The organism is Flavobacterium sp. 90 (assembly GCF_004339525.1).
GTDB lineage: Bacteria > Bacteroidota > Bacteroidia > Flavobacteriales > Flavobacteriaceae > Flavobacterium.
Genome location: NZ_SMGE01000001.1, coordinates 1105905 through 1125008 on the forward strand (window position 1 = coordinate 1105905; position 19104 = coordinate 1125008).

Genomic DNA, 19104 nt, shown 5'->3' on the forward strand with positions numbered 1-19104 from the left:
TGTTGCAACAAAAAAAATATCCAGACATGAAAAATTATATCAACAATAAACGAATCAATATAAAAAAGAAGGCACTTATCCTTGCCTCTTTTTTTATCGCAATTACCTCTTTTATATCCTGCAGCGAAGATCCTTTAGACAAAATTCCTTTGGATTCTTATACAGATGCAACGGTTTGGAGTGATTTGAAACTTGCTGAAGCTTTTGCAAACAATCTTTACAATGTTTTGCCAAGCACGCAACACAATTGGAACAATAAAACAAATCGCAGCTGGATTTTGTCTACTGCTTGTGATGAAGCTTTTAATAATTTTAACGATTATGACATTTGGACCGTAAACTCAGGAGCACTCACGCCAGATAATGCAAGTGATTTTGATATCTGGAAACCTACATATGCAACGATTCAAAATTGTAACATCTTTTTGTCCCGAATTGATAATGTTCCGGGTGACGAAGAAACTCGCAAGAGATTAAAAGGAGAAGTAATTTTCTTAAGAGCTTATGCTTATTTTAAACTTACGAGCGATTATGGCGGAGTTCCATTGATTACAGTTCCTTTTGATCTAAACAGTAATTTTAAAGTTGATCGCAGTACTTATGACCAATGTGTTGATTTTATCGTTACTGAGTTAGACAAATCTGCTGAATTATTGCCATTAACAACTTCTAGTCTTGGCAGAATCACAAAAGGTGCCGCACTTGCCATCAAATCAAGAACATTGCTTTATGCTGCGAGTCCACAATGGAATACAACAAATGACATCACTAAATGGAAAAAAGCATCTGATGCTGCAAAAGCGGTTATCGATTTGAATATTTATCAGCTTTATGATAAAAAGTACGAAGATCTTTTTACGACTAATAACTCTGAAATTATTTGTTCTCGTCTGTCTAGTAAAGATCCGCAATGGAGTGCTTTTAATGGTGTCGAAATGTTTAATTCTCCGAGTGGTTTTCACGGTTGGGCAAATTTCGCACCAAGCCAAAGTCATATTGATGCTTATGGAACTGCTGACGGAAAAGACATTACAGATCCAACATCTGGTTATAATCCGCAGAAACCATATGTAAACAGAGATCCGCGTTTTTACAAAAATATTGTATATGATGGACGCGCTTATGGAAAACCTGAATTTTGTCAAGATCGTTATGATGCCGGAAGTTCAAATAAAGCTGAGTTTTACGAAGGTGGTTTAGATTCTCCTCAAGGTTGGGATACCTGGAATGCGAGTAAAACACGTTACACTTTCCGTAAATATTGTGATACAACATACAATTACAATAATGAAACACAAACCAACAAAGCCTGGATTATTTCTCGCTTAGGCGAAATTTATCTGAATTACGCCGAAGCGCAATTTAAACTTGGTAACGAAGGAACAGCAATTCAATATCTAAACGCAATCAGACAACGTGCAGGAATAACTGTTCCGTTAGCAGGTTTGACGGGAACTGCTTTAGAAAATAAAATTCGTAACGAAAGACAAGTTGAATTGTGTCTGGAAGGATTCCGTTATTATGATGTTCGCCGTTGGAAAATTGCCGAAGTAACAGAAAATAAGCCTTTGATGGGAGTTGTTATTACCAAAAATGGTGATGGTTCAAAAACCTATACTTACACCAAAGTTCAGGATAGAATTTTTAAACCTCAGCATTATTTATTACCAATTCCAAGGGATGAAACGAACAGAACCAGTTTAGTTCAAAATCCGGGTTATAATTAGAATTTTCTTTTATACTTTAAATTAATTATCAGTCTCATGGTAATAGTCGATCAACAAAACTGATAATTGCGCAAACCCACTCTATCAATTGTGTGGGTTTGCTTTTAAAATTTATAGCGGTAAAATAATCTCAGATTAAAAAAATTACCGCCAGCCATAAGAAAGATGACAATAAGGATTCCTATACATTTGTTGATGTTCCGGTTAATTCAGGACAAAAAATAAGTGCATTTTTCAAATATTAACTGAATTAGTAAATTAGTAATTAATACTTATCCAAAAAAACAACACGTTCAAACACTACAAACAATGGATAAGGAAGAGTTGGCGGTAATTACAATAAACAAACATGCGAATCTGGAGTTGAAATGTGCCATTAGGCACTGAATATTGGTAGAAAACACGAATTGAAATAAATTTAGCGTGCCGTAGGTACGCAATAGTTACCATTTTGTTGCGTACCTACGGCACGCAAATGAATTTAAAACCTATGCGGACTACCGATATTCAGTGCCTAACGGCACATTTCAACCCTTGACTAGCGTAACACATTGATAATCGAAATTTAAAAAATGAATTTAATGAAAAGATCATTTCAAGAAAAACGAAAATACATTCTATTTGCCCTTATTGCTTTTAGCTTTATGCCAAATAGCGCCTTTTCGCAAGAAGATCGCCGTTGGCAAATGGATAAAGATGGCTCTATTTCGTGGCAAATAAACAACAACATTCCGCATGACGATCATATCGAAATGAGCGGAAAAAAAATCTCGTGCGTGCTAAGATATGGTGTTGCGGCAGATGGTTCATTTCACGCTACACGCAGTTTGGTTTGGCCAATGCTCAGAACAATTCCTAATAATACTCACGCAAGTTTAACGCGCCAATTTGCGCAAGATGCGTTTGATTTGGTAACCGTAAATTACAAACCTATTGCGGCGGAAAAAGTGATTTCGTTGACGCTAAATGGAACTTTGCTTGTGAAAAGTAAAGCCGGAAATACATTTGAATTAACAAGACAATTTTTTCCGTCGACAACGTTGGCTGGTTATTGCGAAATTTATACATTAAAAAACAGTTCTGAAAAAACCTGTGTAGTCGAAATTCCAACATCAAATGCTGTTTATAACACAGATTCGGCAAAAGGAACAGAAGGCAGTTATGCTTTGCATGTAGATCTTTTTAATAACGGAAGTTTTAATCTGAAGCCAAATGAAACTATTAGTTTTTCCGTTTTTTACTCTGGTGTTAAAGCAAATGAACCAATTCCTGTTGTAAATGTCGAGGAAGAAAAAAACAATCGTCTAAAATTAATCCATGAAATCTGGGACAAACTTATACTTGAAACTCCAGATGAAGTTTTGAATACAGAATTTGCTTTCGCGAAAATCAGAGCTGCCGAAAGTATTTTTGAAACTAAAGGCGGTCCAATGCACGGTCCCGGAGGAGAATCTTATTATGCTGCAATCTGGGCAAATGATCAAGCAGAATATATTGGACCTTTCTTCCCTTTTTTAGGATATGAATATGGTAATCAGGCATCGTTAAATGCTTATTTGCAATTTGCAAAATTCATGAACAAAGAATACAAACCTATTCCAAGTTCTATTGTTGCCGAAGGAACTGATATTTGGGCGGGAGCCGGAGATCGCGGTGATGGCGCCATGATTGCTTATGGCGCTTCGCGTTATGCGCTTTCGAGAGGAAACACAAATGAGGCCAAACAATTGTGGCCGTTGATCGAATGGTGCCTCGAATATTGTCATAGAAAATTAAATTCTGATGGCGTTGTAGCTTCAGATTCTGATGAACTCGAAGGACGTCTTCCCGCAGGAAAAGCCAATCTTAATACTTCGTCTTTGTATTATGACGCGCTTAATTCGGCTGTTTATTTAGGTGAAGCTTTAGGCGAAAATCAAATACAACTTAAAGCATACAAAGCCGAAGCAGGAAAACTAAAAGTTGCCATTGAAAAATATTTTGGCGCAAAAATAGACGGTTTTGAAACCTATAAATACTACAAAGAAAATGACGTTTTAAGAGCCTGGATTTGCACTCCGCTCACAATGGGAATTTACGATCGAAAAGACGGAACTATAAACGCCTTATTCTCTCCAAAATTATGGACAAAAGATGGTCTTGCCAGTGTTTCAGGCGATAAAATATTCTGGGATCGCTCGACTCTCTATGCTTTAAGAGGAGTATTAGCAGCTGGCGAAACTGACAAAGCATTAGATTTTTTACATTATTATTCTAATCGTCGTTTATTAGGCGACCACGTTCCTTATCCTGTAGAAGCATATCCTGAAGGTGATCAGCGTCACCTTTCGGCAGAAAGCGGTTTGTATTGCCGAATTTTTACAGAAGGATTATTCGGAATTCGACCAACATCTTTGCATAGTTTCGATTTTACGCCACGACTTCCTAAATCGTGGTCAATTATGAAAATGCGTCACATAAATGCATTCGAACGAGATTTCGATATTACCGTTGAAAGAGACAACAAAAAATTAAAAATAACAATAACCGAAGGCAAAAAAATAATTGTAAATAAAGTTATTAAAGACGGAGATACCGTAAATATCGATCTTCAATAGGTTTTGTATTTTTATTTGGAAATGAATAATCGATTTTAATATGAAAATGGTGTAGTCCCTACGGGACACTTTCCATGTGGTCTATATTTCTACCAACCTACCGACCTGTAACTCCTAACGGAGTATTATTAGCGACATTTGATTTCTACGAAAATACTCCGTTAGGAGTTACAGGTCGGTAGAAACCCAATTTAGAACGAGATACAAAATGTCCTGTAGGGACTACACATACCACAATACACATAAATAATTTAAACAAAAAACGGGCGAGCATTTTATAAAACTCATCCGTTTTTTATTTAATTTCTAGAAAATTTCTCAGATCTAAATTTTTATCGATTTTATTAATTCCAGAATACCTTTTCTTGTTTTAAAACACGCTGCTAAAATTCTGATTTTTCAAAACCGTTTCAACTTCAGATCCTAAGTATTGGTATATTTTATTATTTAAAAAATTCCCCATACTAATTCGTTTTACACCTGCATTTTGCAGCTTATCAAAATCCGGTAAATCAGGCATACACATTACATTTATTGGCAGTTTTGTTGCTTTTGTAAGCGCTTGTATATCTTCAATTTTTGTAACACACGGAAAAAACAATCCATGAATGCCTATGTTTTCATAAATGCTTATTCTTTTCAGTGCCTCATTTAGACTATCCGGTAATCCCAATAAAAAAACATCCGATCTAATATTGATAAAAATCTCGATATTCTCTTTCAGAAGTTCATCGGCGACAGCCTTAATTTTTTGAGCAAATGAATCTGCATCAACAATTGTTCTTACACCTTGTTCGACTACAGAATCTTCTATATTAATTCCCGAAACGCCGATCTTATTTAGTTCTTTAATATTTGCTACAATTTCTGCAACAGTTTTTCCATAACCGGCTTCGAGATCTACAGAAAGCGGCGCGGATACAGAAGCTGCAATACGTTTCGTAATAAACAGATATTCATCGAAACTCATTTCTTCGCCATCAGCGTATCCAAGTGTTTCTGCAATTGCGTAGCTTGAAGTTCCCAAAGCTTTAAAACCAAGTTCTTCTAATTTTTTCGCACTTTGTACATTCCAAACATTGCCAATCAACAAAGGTTCCTGCTGATCGTGTAATTCTTTAAACTTTTGAAAATCATTCGTCATATTGTATAATTTTATAATAAAAGGACAATTCTAATTTCTGTTTTTGATTTAATTAATTTCAGTTTCTTTAATCTCCGAAATCACAATATCGTCAACATCAAGCGCATTTAAAAAATCTGTGGCGTCAAATGCTTCTCCCAATGTTGTAACGCCTTGTTTTTGTATTTTTCCGGTCAAAATTCTTTTTAAAGCTTCAACAATCAAAGGCGCTGTTACCGCATAAATATCGATTCCCTGAGCTGTGATACTTCTGCTTTTATTGCCTTTTGTAGCGACAACTTCCATACAAAAACGTTGAGATGATCTGTTTTTTTCATCGGCAGCTTTAGGTTCCGGTGTTTTATCATTTCTAATATCGGTCAACGAATTTTGACTCAAATAAGTATTGATTGTATTGACGTTTATGTGTCTCGAAATCGTGATAATTTCTGATAATGGAACCGTTACCACTTCTTGTGTAAATATTGGTTCCGGAAAATTCCAAACTTTAGATTTCACCTCCAAAACCGGTTGTAGACTATTGTTTGCATACATAAATCTTTGATAGTGATTGCGTTCTCCCGTCAATCGCGTTCCTTTTGTAGGATGCCAGGAATCCAAACCTATATAACTTGAAATTTCATCGACCTGATCCCAGTCTTTGGTAAGTGTTGTGCTCAATAAATCTCCCAAACCGCCATAAAATGCAGCTGCAGGAATGATGGTTACATTGGCCGTTTTTGCCTGTTCAGAGAATTGCTCAAAAATGTCCAAAACCGCTTTTTGTTCAGCACTTACATCAAGATAATGTTTTCCTAATCTTAGCGCAGATTGAATAATAGGCTCTGCAGTATCTAAAAATGGACCTGCGCAGTTTACGATTATTTCGGCATCGGCAAAAGCCTTATCTAAAGTTTCAGGTTGGTTAATATCGGCTACTTTTGTGATTAAATCCGGATAATCTTTACTTAAAGCAGCTAACTTATCAGCATCTCGCCCGCTAAGAACAGGTTTGAAGCCTTGCTGATAAAGCTGAGCAACTAAAAATTTTCCTGTGTGTCCGTAAGCGCCGTATATTACTATTTTATTTTCCATAAAAGGGATTTTGGTATTTTAGGGTTAGTTATTGTATTTTATAATTTGCGATTACTGCTAAAAGAATCGCGGAACATTTTCCAGCCTTCAGGAGTTTTTTTCCAAAGCACCAGAAATTTACCATCGTCAAATAATTCGCCTTTGGCATTAAAAGACTGCCATAAACCTTCTTCGGTTACGTATTCAATTCCGTCACCATAAACGGCTGTTGTAATAAATTTTCCATTTCTCATTCCATAGCTGTCATAAGCCGCTCTAAAGAATTTTGCGGCAGCATCATGACCACACATTTGTACTGAATTCGGCGCCATAATGCAGGCATCTTTTGCATAACGATTAATAAAAATTGAAGAATCATTTTTTACGAATGATTCAAAATAAATCGCATTACTTTCTGCGATTGCTTTTTTAGCTTCTTCTAAACCTGTATTCTGAATTTCTTTTTTTTGATCCTTGCAAGACAATAGCATTGCAAGAACAACTACTGAGATAAATAATTTGTTGTGCATGATAATTATTGTTAATGTTACAAGACAAAATTCAGATTATGCGGATAAAGAAATGGTGATGTAAGTCACTATTTTAAAAGAGGGAAATTTATCTTTTCAAACGACTTAATGTTTCCCGTGATACGCCTAAATAAGCGGCCAATTTTCTTTTTGAAATTCTTTGTATCAAATCCGGGTATTCTTTCAGTAAGAGATTAAACCTTTCTGTAGCATCGTTTGTCATATAAGTGAGAAGCCGTTTTTGTTGTTTTACAAAACTGTCGTTGGCTTTTCGCCGAAAAAAATTTTCCATCTTTGGAATGTCTGCACATAATTTTTCTCTGTTCTCGAATGAAATCGAAATCGCTTCTGTTTGTTCCAGACAAACAATATCAAAAATGGCAATTGTCTGATTGTAGAAAGCTTGTTGATCTGTAATCCAGCAACCTTCATTGGCAAATTGCATAATGTGTTCCTTACCCAAATTGTCTATATAATTAGACACGGCAAGACCTTTGGAAATCCAATAAGTATGGTTTACTTTTTCGCCTAGTTTGGCAAGATAATCTCCTTTTTTAAAGATAACTTTTGAAAAATAAGACATTATATCATCAAATTCTTCTTCTGTAATAGAAGAAAACTTTGCAATATGTTTATAAAAAAGGTGAAATTCAGACGTCTCGTTCAACTTTGTATACTTTATATTCTAGTTATTTTTGGCTGTTAAATTCTACTACGCAGGAAATTTAGCACTAAAATAAGTTCATTTTTCGGATTAGCCAAATCTTCCAAATACAAACTTAAATTCGCACTAAATCAACCTTTTATATAATTACAATAGTGTAAAATACACACCTTTTTTTATCCAAAAACATTCACTCCTTTTCCGGTCGTTATCAAGCTAAATAAACTTTTTTCGATAAGCTGAGTCCACGCATTTGAGCAATCTCCATAACATTCAAATTGAGGAACTAATCCCAAATGACTAAAACGGATTTGTGTTTTATGGTTTGCTTCAGAGATTTCGAACACGATTTTTGTTCCTGTCCATTCACTTTGATCTTTTACAAAACTTAATTTACTGTCTGTAATAAGCCAAACAATTTTTTCGTTCGGAATAATCTCTACTATTTTTTGTTTCGAAAAATGAATTCCCGGAACACTATAATCAAATTCATCGTTGAGGTTTTCTGTATTTCCGTCAATTTCGCCTTGCCACCAACCGCGAACGGTGTTGATGGCATTAAAAACTTCTTCTTTAGAATTATCAACTAAAATCGTTGTGCTAAAATTTGATGTTTCCATTTTGTTGTTTTTATATTATTTAAGCAATTGCAATTGTCCTAGATGATATTGCAAATGCGATGTTCTTGTAACCACAATATTTAGTTTATTACGATGAGGTTCTCTCTCGAAATCTTCTGTACTTACAGCCGTATGTTTTTCGAACCATTCTTCTGGTTTCAGACTGTCAAATTTTTGTTTTATCACTTCAGATTGTTTTGTCCAGAAAGTTCTCAATTCTTGTGCACTCGGAAGTTCTTTTACAGTTTTATCCGGAGATTTAATAAAAGGTTGATTTAGTTCAGGATATAATTTTGGTCCCATATCCAATAGAATCAGCAAATCGTCATGAACCGCAATAAGATGTCCCAGCAAATAAATACCTCGATTTTTTCCCGGAGCAATTTCTTTTTGTAAAGTTTCGTCGCTTACAGAATTAAGTAATGTATCGCAATTTAATATTGAAGCGTACCATCTGTCTAATATCAATTTAACAAATAATGTCGCTGTTGGTGTTACTGTTGTTGTCATTTTTTTAGGTTTTAATAGTTGTAATAGTTTAAAATCGTTTTGCTGTTTTATCAGGTATTTACTGAATCGTACACATAAATCTGAACTTCGTCATCGCTTGCAAAAATCATTCGGTCAACCGCGCATTGCTGCCCAATATCTGACTTAAAAGATTCCATCATTTCGTCAAGCGAATTAAAATATAAATTGGCTACACGATAAACATCATTATGTCCCGTAAGCGAGATAATTGGACCATTATTGATTTCGTATTTCAATAATCCCGGTAATTGTTTAGCCAGCGGAACGTGTACTTCGAAATAATGTTTTTCAAAGAATTCTTTATCCTTTGGAGTGGTATAAATCACTGTCATTTTTGCCATAATCGTTTTTTGTTTAATTGTTCTAAATCGTTCTTTTGAGTTTTGATATGTAAAATTACCTTCTAATAATCAAACCATTAAGGTGTAAGTTAGACATTGTGATGGGTAGTTTTGGACAAAAACATTTAGTACCTTTACTTATCAAAAAAAATCAAAAAACGATGAAACATCTTACCATTATAGTTCCAAATGGAGATAATAATCTTCCCAGTATTACAGGTGCTTATGAAATTTTTACCAGAGCAAATGCCTATAATAAGATAAGCAGCAAAAAAGAGTTGTTTAATATACAATTGGCCGGTATTTCTGAAAAAATAGAGTTCAATGGCGGATTATTTACCGTAAAACCGCATCTTAATATCTCGGCAATTACAAAAACTGATCTTATCATTATACCTTCTTTAAACCATAATTATAATCTTGCACTAAAAGATAACGAGCAATTATTGCCGTGGCTGGAAAAACAATACGCAAACGGCGCTGAAATTGCCACAATTTGTACGGGCGCATTTGTACTTGCAGCGTCTGGATTATTAGACGGAAAAAGCTGTTCTACACATTGGTCTGTAACCGAAAATTTCAAATCAATGTTTCCTAAAGTAAATCTGCAAGTCGATGAATTAATTACGGATGAAAAAGGAATCTACACTAATGGCGGCGCTTATTCGTTTCTTAATTTGATGATTTATCTAATTGAGAAATATTACGATCGAAATACTGCAATTTATTGTTCGAAAGTTTTTCAGATCGAAATGAACCGAAATACACAATCGCAATTTGCCATTTTTACAGGTCAAAAAAAGCATAATGACGAAATGGTTCAATTGGCGCAATTGTACATCGAAAAGAACTTAGAAGAAAAAATATCTATTGGAGAATTATCCTCAAAACTAAATGTTGGAAGAAGAAATTTTGACCGAAGATTTATAAAAGCAACCGGAAATACTCCTGTAGAATATTCGCAAAGAGTCAAAATTGAAGCGGCAAAAAAAGCTTTTGAAACCAACCGAAAAACAATAAACGAAGTAATGTATGAAGTAGGTTATTCTGATGTAAAAGCATTCCGCGAAGTATTCCGAAAAATTACCGGAATGTCTCCGTTAGAATACAAAAGAAAGTATCATAAAGATGTTGTTTTGGTTGCCTAAAACTTATTTAAAACGATAATTTTTTTTTGGATCAATACAAAAAGCTGTAAATATAATTATATTGTATTGACTAATAATTTTAACCGCAAAGCGCGCTAAGCTTTGTATTTAATAGTATGTTTAAAAAAATACAAAGTTCGCAATCCCGATAGCTATCGGGATTGTGTTGATCTGGCTTTGCGAACTTTGTGTTTTCTATGTGTGAAGTAAAATTAAATCTTAGCGCACTTTGCGGTTAAATTCATCCCTAATTTTTATAGCTCTCCAGGTTTGAATTTTTCCTTTTTAGGCTAACTAATACTCACTCCACAGTTTTTTGTTGATGCTCCTTTTTTGAGAAACTCATAAAAAAAACTGTTCAAATAAATGAACAGTCTTTTTTTATTTTAAAACATTAAAGCTTACGCCATAAATAATGCATATTTATTGTAATTGTATAAAACCTGATCATAAGGCACTAAAAGCGGTGCAACTTTCTCTGAAGAAGCTTCGAATTTGATACCATTGTGTTTTCTGAATAAATAGATTTCTTTCAAACAATTTGACAAACTCTGGTGAATTGATGTCGTAAAAATAGGTAACTGCTTGTCTCCTACCAGCAAATCAATTTGATAATTTGAGCTGCTTTTTGATAAATTGTTTCCTATTATTCTTAAAGTAAAATTTGTCTTTTTGCCGTATTGTTCACCTTGATACTGTACTACCATAATCTTATTATTAAAAAGGTTAAATTATTATTTTTTTAGAACTTCAACATACTTATAAGTTGAATTCAAAATTAAAGTTATGAAAAAAAAGTAAGTTCATATATAAACTTACCTTAAATTATTAAATCAATACAAAGTTAGTATAAATTCTATTTTTGAAACCTTTTATTTCCTTCTTAAAAAGTAGATTTAACGGATCAAGACAAAATGTTGTGGAGCTATAAAAATTAAAGATGGATTTTACCGCAAAGTTTACAAAGTTTTTTTACATATCGGTATCGGAATTTACAAAACACAAAGTTCGCAAAGCTAGATCATCACAAAGCTTTGCGAACTTTGTATTTTTAAACATACTAATTGGGTAAAAATCTTAGCGTGCTTTGCGTTTAAATGATTAACCTATATAAAGTCTTTTATGTTTCGCCACAGGTTTTTGGATTGATGCGATTTAACCCTATCTTTTACTGGAAATATCACGACATAAAAAAACCGTAACGAATTACGGTTTTCACAATTAACTAAATATATTTAATCAACTTTTTTAACGATTGTAAAATTCATTCATAAGCACGATTAATTTTCTATTATTACGGTTTTATCTTTTTCAACATTTAGTTCTAACAAAAACATATTCCCGTTTTCGTCAAACATTGTCATATTTAAGGCATCCAATAATGCTAAGTTTTTTGATACAGCTCCGGCAAATTTATTGTATGAAAGATTCATCTCAGACAAATTATGCAACTTTTCTAGTTCTTTAGGAATTTCACCTTCAAAACCATTATTAAACAAACTAAGATTTTGCAAAGCATTGAAATTTACAATTTCTCCACTCAAACTTCCTGAGAATTTATTACTGTTTAAAAGTAAAACCTTCAACGCAGGAATCTTATAAATCGAATTTGGCAATTGCCCTTCAATCTCATTATCAAATAAAGACAGCACTTCTAATTGATTTAATTTTCCAATTTCTACAGGCAATTCTCCCGAAATCTTATTCTTAGAAAGCTCTAAATCTTTTAGTTTTTGCAACTCACAAATAGTTTCCGGTATCGTTCCTGAAAGCTGATTAAGTGAAATATCTAAAACTTCAAGCTCTTTAAAATTATTAATTGTATTTGGCAATTGACCTTGCAGTTTATTTTTATGTAAATCAACAGCGGTCAAATTCACTAAATCAAAAAATTCAGAAGGCAATTGTCCTTCCAGATTATTGTCGCCTAAATTAAGCGCCGTTACCTTTCCATTTTCGATCTGAACACCATACCACGTTGACACTGACAATGATAAATCCCATTTAATTTTCCATTGTGATCCGTTTGTTGCGTAATATAATTTTATCAGAGCGTCTTTTTCTTTATCAGATACAGTATCTGCAAAAATATTCAGCGTAAAACCGAATATTAACAAAAGAGTTGTTAGGCATTTCATAACAGATTTGGGGTTTTGTTATCTGTGATAAAATTATGCATTTCATAGATATAAAGCGTCTAATGTCGATAAAGTGTTAATAAGTAATTAATTAACATGAATTTACTTATTTTATATAAAAATCAAATAATTCTACTTTTTTGATTAAATTTGATCAACTAATTCTAAAAACCTCATATTATGGAAATTAACCCTATTGCATTGCTTCTGGCAGCTGTTGTAACACTTGTCGTTGGTTTTATTTGGTACAACCCAAAAGTGTTCGGAACAATCTGGATGAGAGAAAATAATCTCACCGAAGAACAACTTCGAACAGGAAATATGCTTAAAATTTTCGGCTTAACGTACGTTTTTTCTTTAATGATTACCGTAATTCTGATGGCAGTGACCATTCATCAAACCGGAGCAGTAGGAATGGTAGGCGGACCACCTTTATTGGATAGCGCAAAACCTTCATTTGCAGCTTTTATGGCAGATTACGGAACGGCTTATCGCACCTTTAAACACGGATCGCTTCACGGATTTATGGCGGGCTTGTTTTTTGCTTTTCCAATAATTGGAATTAATGGTTTGTTCGAAAGAAAATCATGGAAATACATCTTTATTCACGCCGGATTCTGGATCGTTTCTCTTACTTTAATGGGAGGAATTATTTGCGGATTTGCTTAAATAATAAAAACAGAAACCCGTTTGAAATCAAAATCAAACGGGTTTTTCTTAATAATAACTTAAACAAACCAAGTTATTATAAATATTACCTAATTTTGAAGAAATTAGCGCACTCATTTGACTACAACTTATTCTTTCCGGATTTACAACAGCACATCATTACTGCCTTTAGAATGGAATTCGCTGGCTGTAGATAATATTTTTTTGACCAGAGAATATCTTGAAGTGTTAGAAAATTCTTGTCCTGTAAATATGATTTGTCATTTTATTGGAATTTTTAGCGACGACAAACTAGTCGGAATTGCTTTAACTCAATTTTTATTTGCCGAAAAACTGGAATCCTTTGGAGAACGCGATCAGTGTTTAAAAACTTCTGTGCGCAATTTTGCTTTCAAAAACTTTGCTTCACATGTTTTATTTGTTGGCAACAATATGCTTACAGGTCAAAATGCCTTTGCTTTTAATAAAGAAGCCAGCCAGCCAAAACTGATAAAAACATTGCATAAAGCAATTAATCAGCTTAAAAAAGAACTAAAATCAAGTGGAAAAAAAGTTCATATTACAAGTATAAAAGATTTTACTGCAAAAGAAATCGAGCCTTTACAAGCCGAATTTAAAAACAATTATACGTTTTCGACTCAGCCTAATATGGTTTTCGAAATCAATAAAAACTGGAGTTCTGAGCAAGATTATATTGATGCTTTATCCAAGAAATACAGAGATCAATACAAACGCGCCCGCAAAAAAGCCGACGGAATTGTAAAGCAAAAAATGGGTCTGGCTGACATTAAAAAATACGAAGATGTAATTTATGATTTGTATTTTCATGTGGCCAAAAACGCTCCTTTTAATACTTTTTTCTTAGCCCGAAATCACTTTAGTTTCTTTAAAGAAATTATGAAAGATGATTTCTTATTCTACGGGTATTTTCTGGAAGAAAAATTAATAGGTTTCAATACATTGATCAAAAACGGAAATGTAATGGACACTTATTTTTTAGGATATGACGAAACGATTCAGCGCGAAAAAATGCTGTATTTAAATATGTTATACGACATGATTGCGTATTCTATCAATCAGGGTTTCTCTGAGATTGTTTTTGCCAGAACTGCACTTGAGATTAAAAGTTCTGTAGGAGCAAAACCAATAAAAATGTATGGTTTAATTACGCATAGCAATACTTTGATCAATCATAACATTGCGAAATTATTCAATTATCTTGAGCCTAAAACCGATTGGCAGGAACGAAATCCTTTTAAGTAAAATTATAACTTTTTTCAGGAGCTAATCCCGTTATTCGTTTCATAACAATATTTTCGTCTAATTTGTCATTTCGACGAAGGAGAAATCACAAATAAAACTCCGTTCCTAAATTCGCCAATCTTTGTCGAGCTTCTCGTGGAGATTTCTCCTTCGTCGAAATGACAAAAATGCGCGCACTCACTTCAAGTTCTGATCTTTAAAAAAATTAAGGTACTGCAATCTTCATTTGCTTATGCAGAATATGAATTTCCAAATCAGTTTGTGCGCCACAATATTCACCATCAATCTGAAAATTTACCGGATAATCTGTTTTTATTGTTGCTTGGTCTGTCGAAATAATTACAATATCATCTGAATCAATTGGCATATTTCCGGTAATTATTTTACCTATTAATAACAAATCAAGGCTTTTTAAAATCACCAATTCGAACTTTCCGTCGTTCATCGCGCCATTTGGATTAATGATTACGCCTGTTCCGTATTTTTGAGAATTGGCAATTACAATCATTCTTGCGGTATGTTCGACCGTTTCATTATTTGCCGAAATTGTCGCTACAAAAGGTTCTTCGGATTCTTTTAATGCGGAATACGCTTGTAATGCATAACCCCAAAAACCACGTAAATTACTTTCTTCGTAGTTCTTAACCAGGTTTGCATTGACTCCAATATCGCTTAAATGGATACTTTTTTTACCGTTAATACAAATCATATCCATTTCGATATAATGATGCAGAAAGGCAATTTTAAGGTTCTCCTCGATTGTTGCAGGTAAATTCAGATCGACGGACAATCCATTTGCTGAACCTGCAGGCAAAATGCCAATAATTACATCGTATTGCTCCATTGCTTCGGCAACCATTTTTATAGTTCCGTCACCTCCGGCCACAACAATACGTTCCGGTAGATATTGATTATAAAGTTCTTTTATATTTTTCTGATCTTGTTTTCCGGTAGTTTCGTAAACTTCCAAATCAAACTGATTTGTAGTTGCAAACTCTTGAACAGCTTCAATTAAATCTGATTTATCAAGATCTCCCGAAATAGGGTTTACAACAAATATGATATTCTTTTTCAAAATTTTAGTTTTAAAATCAATTAAAATAATTAATTTACATCGTCATCTATAAATATACGCAATTAATGAAACCAATTTTACAATTATATCGAGGTTATGCCAACGAAGAAGAATTAATTGTAATGGGACACGTTTTTAAAAGAACGTATGATTATGATTTTCAGAAGAAAAATTTTAAAAACGCCACTTCGATTATCAATCAATTCAGGATAAAAACGCTTCAGAATTTTGATATTTATTTAAAATGTGGCAATCAGGAAATTCACACCAAAACACTTGATGACGGTTATTTTAAGTTCTGTATTCCCCTGGAAAAAGAAACTCATTTTGGATGGATGGAATATGAAGTAAGTCTTAAATATAAAAATGAAACCATAGTCGAAAATGGCAGTTTCATAAGACCTCACAAAGGAAAACTTGGAATCATATCTGATATTGACGATACTTTTTTGATTTCGCATACTCAGAATTTCTTTAAAAAAATATACATTCTTCTCTTCAAAAATGTAAACGATCGTAAAGTCTTTACGGATGTTGTACCGCATTATCAGGCTTTGAGCTCTGCAGGCAGAAATAATAAAGAAGAGGAAAATGCTTTTTTTTATGTCTCGAGCAGCGAATGGAACTTGTATCGTTTTATTGTCAAATTTGCCAAAATACATAATCTGCCCAGAGCCGTTATTTTACTGAAAGATATTAAAAGAGGCATCACGGATTTTTTCATGAGCGGACGTGGAAATCACGATCACAAATTTGACAAAATAAAACACGTTTTAGAGTTTTATCCTAATCTGAAGTATGTTTTATTAGGTGATGATTCGCAACACGATCCCGTTTTATATGAACGAATTTGCAAAATATTCCCTGTAACAGTTAAAGCAGTTTACATCAGGCAAACCGGAAATCATCAAAAAGAAGCCACCAAAAAAATCATGAAAAACTTAGAGAATCTGGAGGTTTCTGTTTGTTATTATAAACATAGCAGTGAAGCAATTATGCATTCTAAAAGTATTGGACTTATTTAAAGGTTTGTGGATATTGGCACGCGGATGACGCGGATTTTAACTGGTATTTGCAGATTTTTTTATTTTTTGTATTTCTATCTTTTCGAAAAAGACTCGTGCGATAACAAACAAACGTAGCAAACTACGTCATTTTTGTCATCTCGACCGAAGGGAGAGATCACACTAGAAATGCCGCATTCCAAATCGCCAATCTTTATAGAGTTTCGTGTGTGATCTCTCCCTTCGGTCGAGATGACAATATTGGGGTTACTATGCGTTCAACGGATTAAAATCCGTTGCTACAAAATAAATCATTCCTTCGGAATTTATAACGATATCTCGATGAACGAGCGATGACAAACGTTGCGAAAAATTCTAAACTTGAAACTTGAAACAAAAAGAACTTGAAACTCCTTTTTCTAGCCCAGATTGAAGAGGAAAGCCCGGAACTAAAAAAACTAATTTTTCTTGCCAGAAAACAGCGACCAACGGAAGCTCGTTTTATGGCTTAGAAAAATAGTTTTTTTAGTGTCCCGATAGCTATCGGGATGAAACGGAAAGCTGGAAATAGCTCCTAAAAACTAAAAAAACCTTTGTCAAAGTTCGAAACTTTGACAAAGGCCTGTATAAATTGAAAAAGAGACTTTTAAACTATATTAAGCGTTAAAATTATCGATTTCTTCCTGAACGATTTCCCAATCAAGAAGTAATTGATCTAAGTCTTTTTTCTTTTTGTTGTATGCGGTGAAAAATGAAGCGTCTTCGATATGTTTATCATAATTTGACGCTAATAACTTATCGTCATGCTGAATGTCTTTTTCTAATTGCTTGATCTGACTTTCAACTTTACTTAATCGGTTTTGAAGTGCTTTTCCTTTTTTCTGATCTTCGTATGACGTTTTATTATTTTCTTTTGGAGCAGCAGCTTTTTCAACATCTTTTTTCTCGACTTCACGCATGTTTTCAAGATTGCGTTGTTCTAAGAAATAATTTATATCTCCTAAATATTCTTTGATCTTTTGATCTTTGAATTCGTAAACAATATTCGACATTCCCTGCAAGAAATCTCTATCGTGAGAAACTAATAATAGGGTTCCGCCAAATTTTTGAAGTGCCGCTTTCAATACGTTTTTAGATTTAATATCTAAGTGATTCGTAGGCTCATCCATTAGCAAAACGTTGATTGGCTGTAGTAGTAATTTACAAAGTGCCAAACGGTTACGTTCTCCTCCTGAAAGTACTTTTACTTTTTTCTCAACATCGTCTCCGCGGAATAAAAATGATCCTAACATATCACGAACTTTAGAACGGTTGGTGTCCATTGCAGCATCTTCCATTGTTTGAAGAAGTGTGATTTCTCCGTCAAGATATTCAGCCTGATTTTGAGCAAAATATCCTAATTGCACGTTATGTCCTAACTTGATGCTTCCCTGATATTCGAATTCATCAACGATTGCTTTGATGAAAGTCGATTTTCCCTGACCATTTTGTCCCACAAAAGCAATTTTGCTTCCGCGTTCTACCAATAAACTAATGTCTTTTAGAATTGTTTTATCGCCGTATGCTTTAGTTACATTTTCAGCTTCTACAACTACTCTTCCAGGTTCTTTTGAAACCGGAAAAGAGATATTCATTACTGAATTATCATCTTCGTCAACTTCAATTCGTTCTACTTTATCTAATTTTTTAATCAACGATTGCGCCATCGAAGCTTTTGAAGCTTTTGCACGGAATTTCTCGATTAACTTTTCTGTCTCTTCAATTTTCTTCGCCTGATTCTTTTGCGTTGCCAATTGCTTTTCACGGATTTCATGACGCAATTCTAAATATTGAGAATATGGTTTGTTGAAATCGTATGCTTTTCCTAATGAAATTTCGATCGTACGATTCGTAACATTATCAAGGAACATTTTATCGTGCGAAACAATTACGACAACTCCGGGATAACTACGCAAGAAACTCTCTAACCAAATGATACTTTCGATATCTAAGTGATTCGTAGGCTCATCCAGAAGCAATACATCATTTGATTGCAATAATAATTTTGCTAACTCGATACGCATTCTCCAACCTCCTGAAAATGTTTCGGTTTGGTTATTGAATACTTCTCTTTTGAAACCTAATCCCAAAAGAATTTTTTCTGTATCACCTACATAATTGTAACCTCCAAGAAGGTCAAAACGATGTGTATAATCAGATAAATCTTCTATGATTTGGCCATATTCTTCACTTTCATAATCGGTTCTGGTAACCAATTGATGATTGATTTCTTCTAATTTTTTCTCTACAATTTTAATATCTGTAAAAGCTTCATAAGCTTCTTCTAATACTGTTCTTCCGCGTTCAAAATCAATATCCTGACGTAAAAAACCCATTCGGATATCTTTCTCCTGAGAAATAACTCCGGAATCAGGAGCAAAATCTCTTGCCAGCATTTTAAGCATTGTTGATTTTCCAGCACCATTTTTCCCGACAAGTCCAACTCGATCTCCGGCACCTAAACGAAAAGTAACTTCTTCGAATAAATAAGTACCACCAAAAGAAACCGATAAATTGTGTATATTAAGCATGTAATGTTATTTTATAACTAATTGATTGTG

The 19104-nt window shown here is 33.8% G+C and carries 17 protein-coding genes; 6 read left to right on the top strand and 11 right to left on the bottom strand.

Going from position 1 to position 19104, the window contains the following annotated elements:
• Nucleotides 1-26: 26 nt before the first annotated feature.
• Together C8C83_RS04340 and C8C83_RS04345 are read left to right on the top strand one after the other, a co-directional pair.
• Nucleotides 27-1727, top strand: coding sequence for a RagB/SusD family nutrient uptake outer membrane protein (locus C8C83_RS04340; protein WP_158598135.1), 1701 nt, complete (start codon nt 27-29; stop codon nt 1725-1727).
• Between the two features lie 581 nt (nt 1728-2308).
• Nucleotides 2309-4324, top strand: a complete 2016-nt coding sequence (locus tag C8C83_RS04345) for a hypothetical protein (RefSeq protein WP_199735283.1) — start codon at nt 2309-2311, stop codon at nt 4322-4324.
• A 370-nt stretch (nt 4325-4694) separates the two neighbouring features.
• On the opposite strand, the gene C8C83_RS04350 is transcribed toward C8C83_RS04345, so the two are convergent.
• The 7 genes from C8C83_RS04350 to C8C83_RS04380 all read right to left on the bottom strand — a co-directional run bounded on the left by C8C83_RS04350 (nt 4695) and on the right by C8C83_RS04380 (nt 9207).
• On the bottom strand, nt 4695-5468 hold the full coding sequence (locus C8C83_RS04350; protein WP_121326593.1) for an isocitrate lyase/phosphoenolpyruvate mutase family protein: 774 nt from the start codon (nt 5466-5468) through the stop codon (nt 4695-4697).
• Nucleotides 5469-5516: 48 nt separating this feature from the next.
• Nucleotides 5517-6542, bottom strand: coding sequence for a saccharopine dehydrogenase NADP-binding domain-containing protein (locus C8C83_RS04355; protein WP_121326594.1), 1026 nt, complete (start codon nt 6540-6542; stop codon nt 5517-5519).
• 38 nt (nt 6543-6580) lie between these two features.
• Entirely contained in the window at nt 6581-7051 is a 471-nt protein-coding gene (locus tag C8C83_RS04360; protein WP_099710999.1) for a DUF4440 domain-containing protein, read from the bottom strand.
• A gap of 88 nt (nt 7052-7139) precedes the next feature.
• Nucleotides 7140-7718: a Crp/Fnr family transcriptional regulator gene (locus tag C8C83_RS04365; protein ID WP_121326595.1), complete on the bottom strand. Its 579-nt coding sequence runs from the start codon at nt 7716-7718 to the stop codon at nt 7140-7142.
• Between the two features lie 173 nt (nt 7719-7891).
• Nucleotides 7892-8335, bottom strand: coding sequence for an SRPBCC domain-containing protein (locus C8C83_RS04370; protein ID WP_121326596.1), 444 nt, complete (start codon nt 8333-8335; stop codon nt 7892-7894).
• A gap of 15 nt (nt 8336-8350) precedes the next feature.
• Nucleotides 8351-8845 carry a DinB family protein gene (locus C8C83_RS04375; protein WP_121326597.1) on the bottom strand — a complete coding sequence of 165 codons (495 nt, stop codon included), beginning with the start codon at nt 8843-8845 and terminating at the stop codon, nt 8351-8353.
• 50 nt (nt 8846-8895) lie between these two features.
• Nucleotides 8896-9207 carry an EthD family reductase gene (locus C8C83_RS04380; RefSeq protein WP_121326598.1) on the bottom strand — a complete coding sequence of 104 codons (312 nt, stop codon included), beginning with the start codon at nt 9205-9207 and terminating at the stop codon, nt 8896-8898.
• A 161-nt stretch (nt 9208-9368) separates the two neighbouring features.
• Here C8C83_RS04380 and C8C83_RS04385 point away from each other — a divergent pair, with 161 nt between their 5' ends.
• A complete protein-coding gene (locus C8C83_RS04385; RefSeq protein ID WP_121329949.1) occupies nt 9369-10355 on the top strand; it encodes a helix-turn-helix domain-containing protein in 987 nt (328 codons plus the stop codon).
• Nucleotides 10356-10756: 401 nt separating this feature from the next.
• On the opposite strand, the gene C8C83_RS04390 is transcribed toward C8C83_RS04385, so the two are convergent.
• Together C8C83_RS04390 and C8C83_RS04395 are read right to left on the bottom strand one after the other, a co-directional pair.
• Nucleotides 10757-11062, bottom strand: a complete 306-nt coding sequence (locus C8C83_RS04390; RefSeq protein WP_121326599.1) for a hypothetical protein — start codon at nt 11060-11062, stop codon at nt 10757-10759.
• Between the two features lie 573 nt (nt 11063-11635).
• Complete coding sequence (locus C8C83_RS04395; protein ID WP_121326600.1) at nt 11636-12493, bottom strand: Two component regulator three Y domain protein; 858 nt, start codon at nt 12491-12493, stop codon at nt 11636-11638.
• 180 nt (nt 12494-12673) lie between these two features.
• Here C8C83_RS04395 and C8C83_RS04400 point away from each other — a divergent pair, with 180 nt between their 5' ends.
• Nucleotides 12674-13162: a DUF1761 domain-containing protein gene (locus C8C83_RS04400; protein WP_121326601.1), complete on the top strand. Its 489-nt coding sequence runs from the start codon at nt 12674-12676 to the stop codon at nt 13160-13162.
• Between the two features lie 117 nt (nt 13163-13279).
• Nucleotides 13280-14425 carry a GNAT family N-acetyltransferase gene (locus C8C83_RS04405; RefSeq protein ID WP_121326602.1) on the top strand — a complete coding sequence of 382 codons (1146 nt, stop codon included), beginning with the start codon at nt 13280-13282 and terminating at the stop codon, nt 14423-14425.
• A gap of 205 nt (nt 14426-14630) precedes the next feature.
• Here the strand turns inward: C8C83_RS04405 and C8C83_RS04410 are convergent, their stop codons facing one another.
• A complete protein-coding gene (locus tag C8C83_RS04410; protein ID WP_121326603.1) occupies nt 14631-15500 on the bottom strand; it encodes a diacylglycerol kinase family protein in 870 nt (289 codons plus the stop codon).
• Between the two features lie 65 nt (nt 15501-15565).
• On the opposite strand from C8C83_RS04410, the gene C8C83_RS04415 reads away from it, so the two are divergent.
• The gene (locus C8C83_RS04415) at nt 15566-16525 is read left to right on the top strand and encodes an App1 family protein (RefSeq protein WP_121326604.1); all 960 of its coding nucleotides are present in this window, start codon (nt 15566-15568) and stop codon (nt 16523-16525) included.
• Between the two features lie 635 nt (nt 16526-17160).
• Here the strand turns inward: C8C83_RS04415 and C8C83_RS04420 are convergent.
• A complete protein-coding gene (locus tag C8C83_RS04420; protein WP_121326605.1) occupies nt 17161-19074 on the bottom strand; it encodes an ABC-F family ATP-binding cassette domain-containing protein in 1914 nt (637 codons plus the stop codon).
• Nucleotides 19075-19104 lie beyond the last annotated feature (30 nt).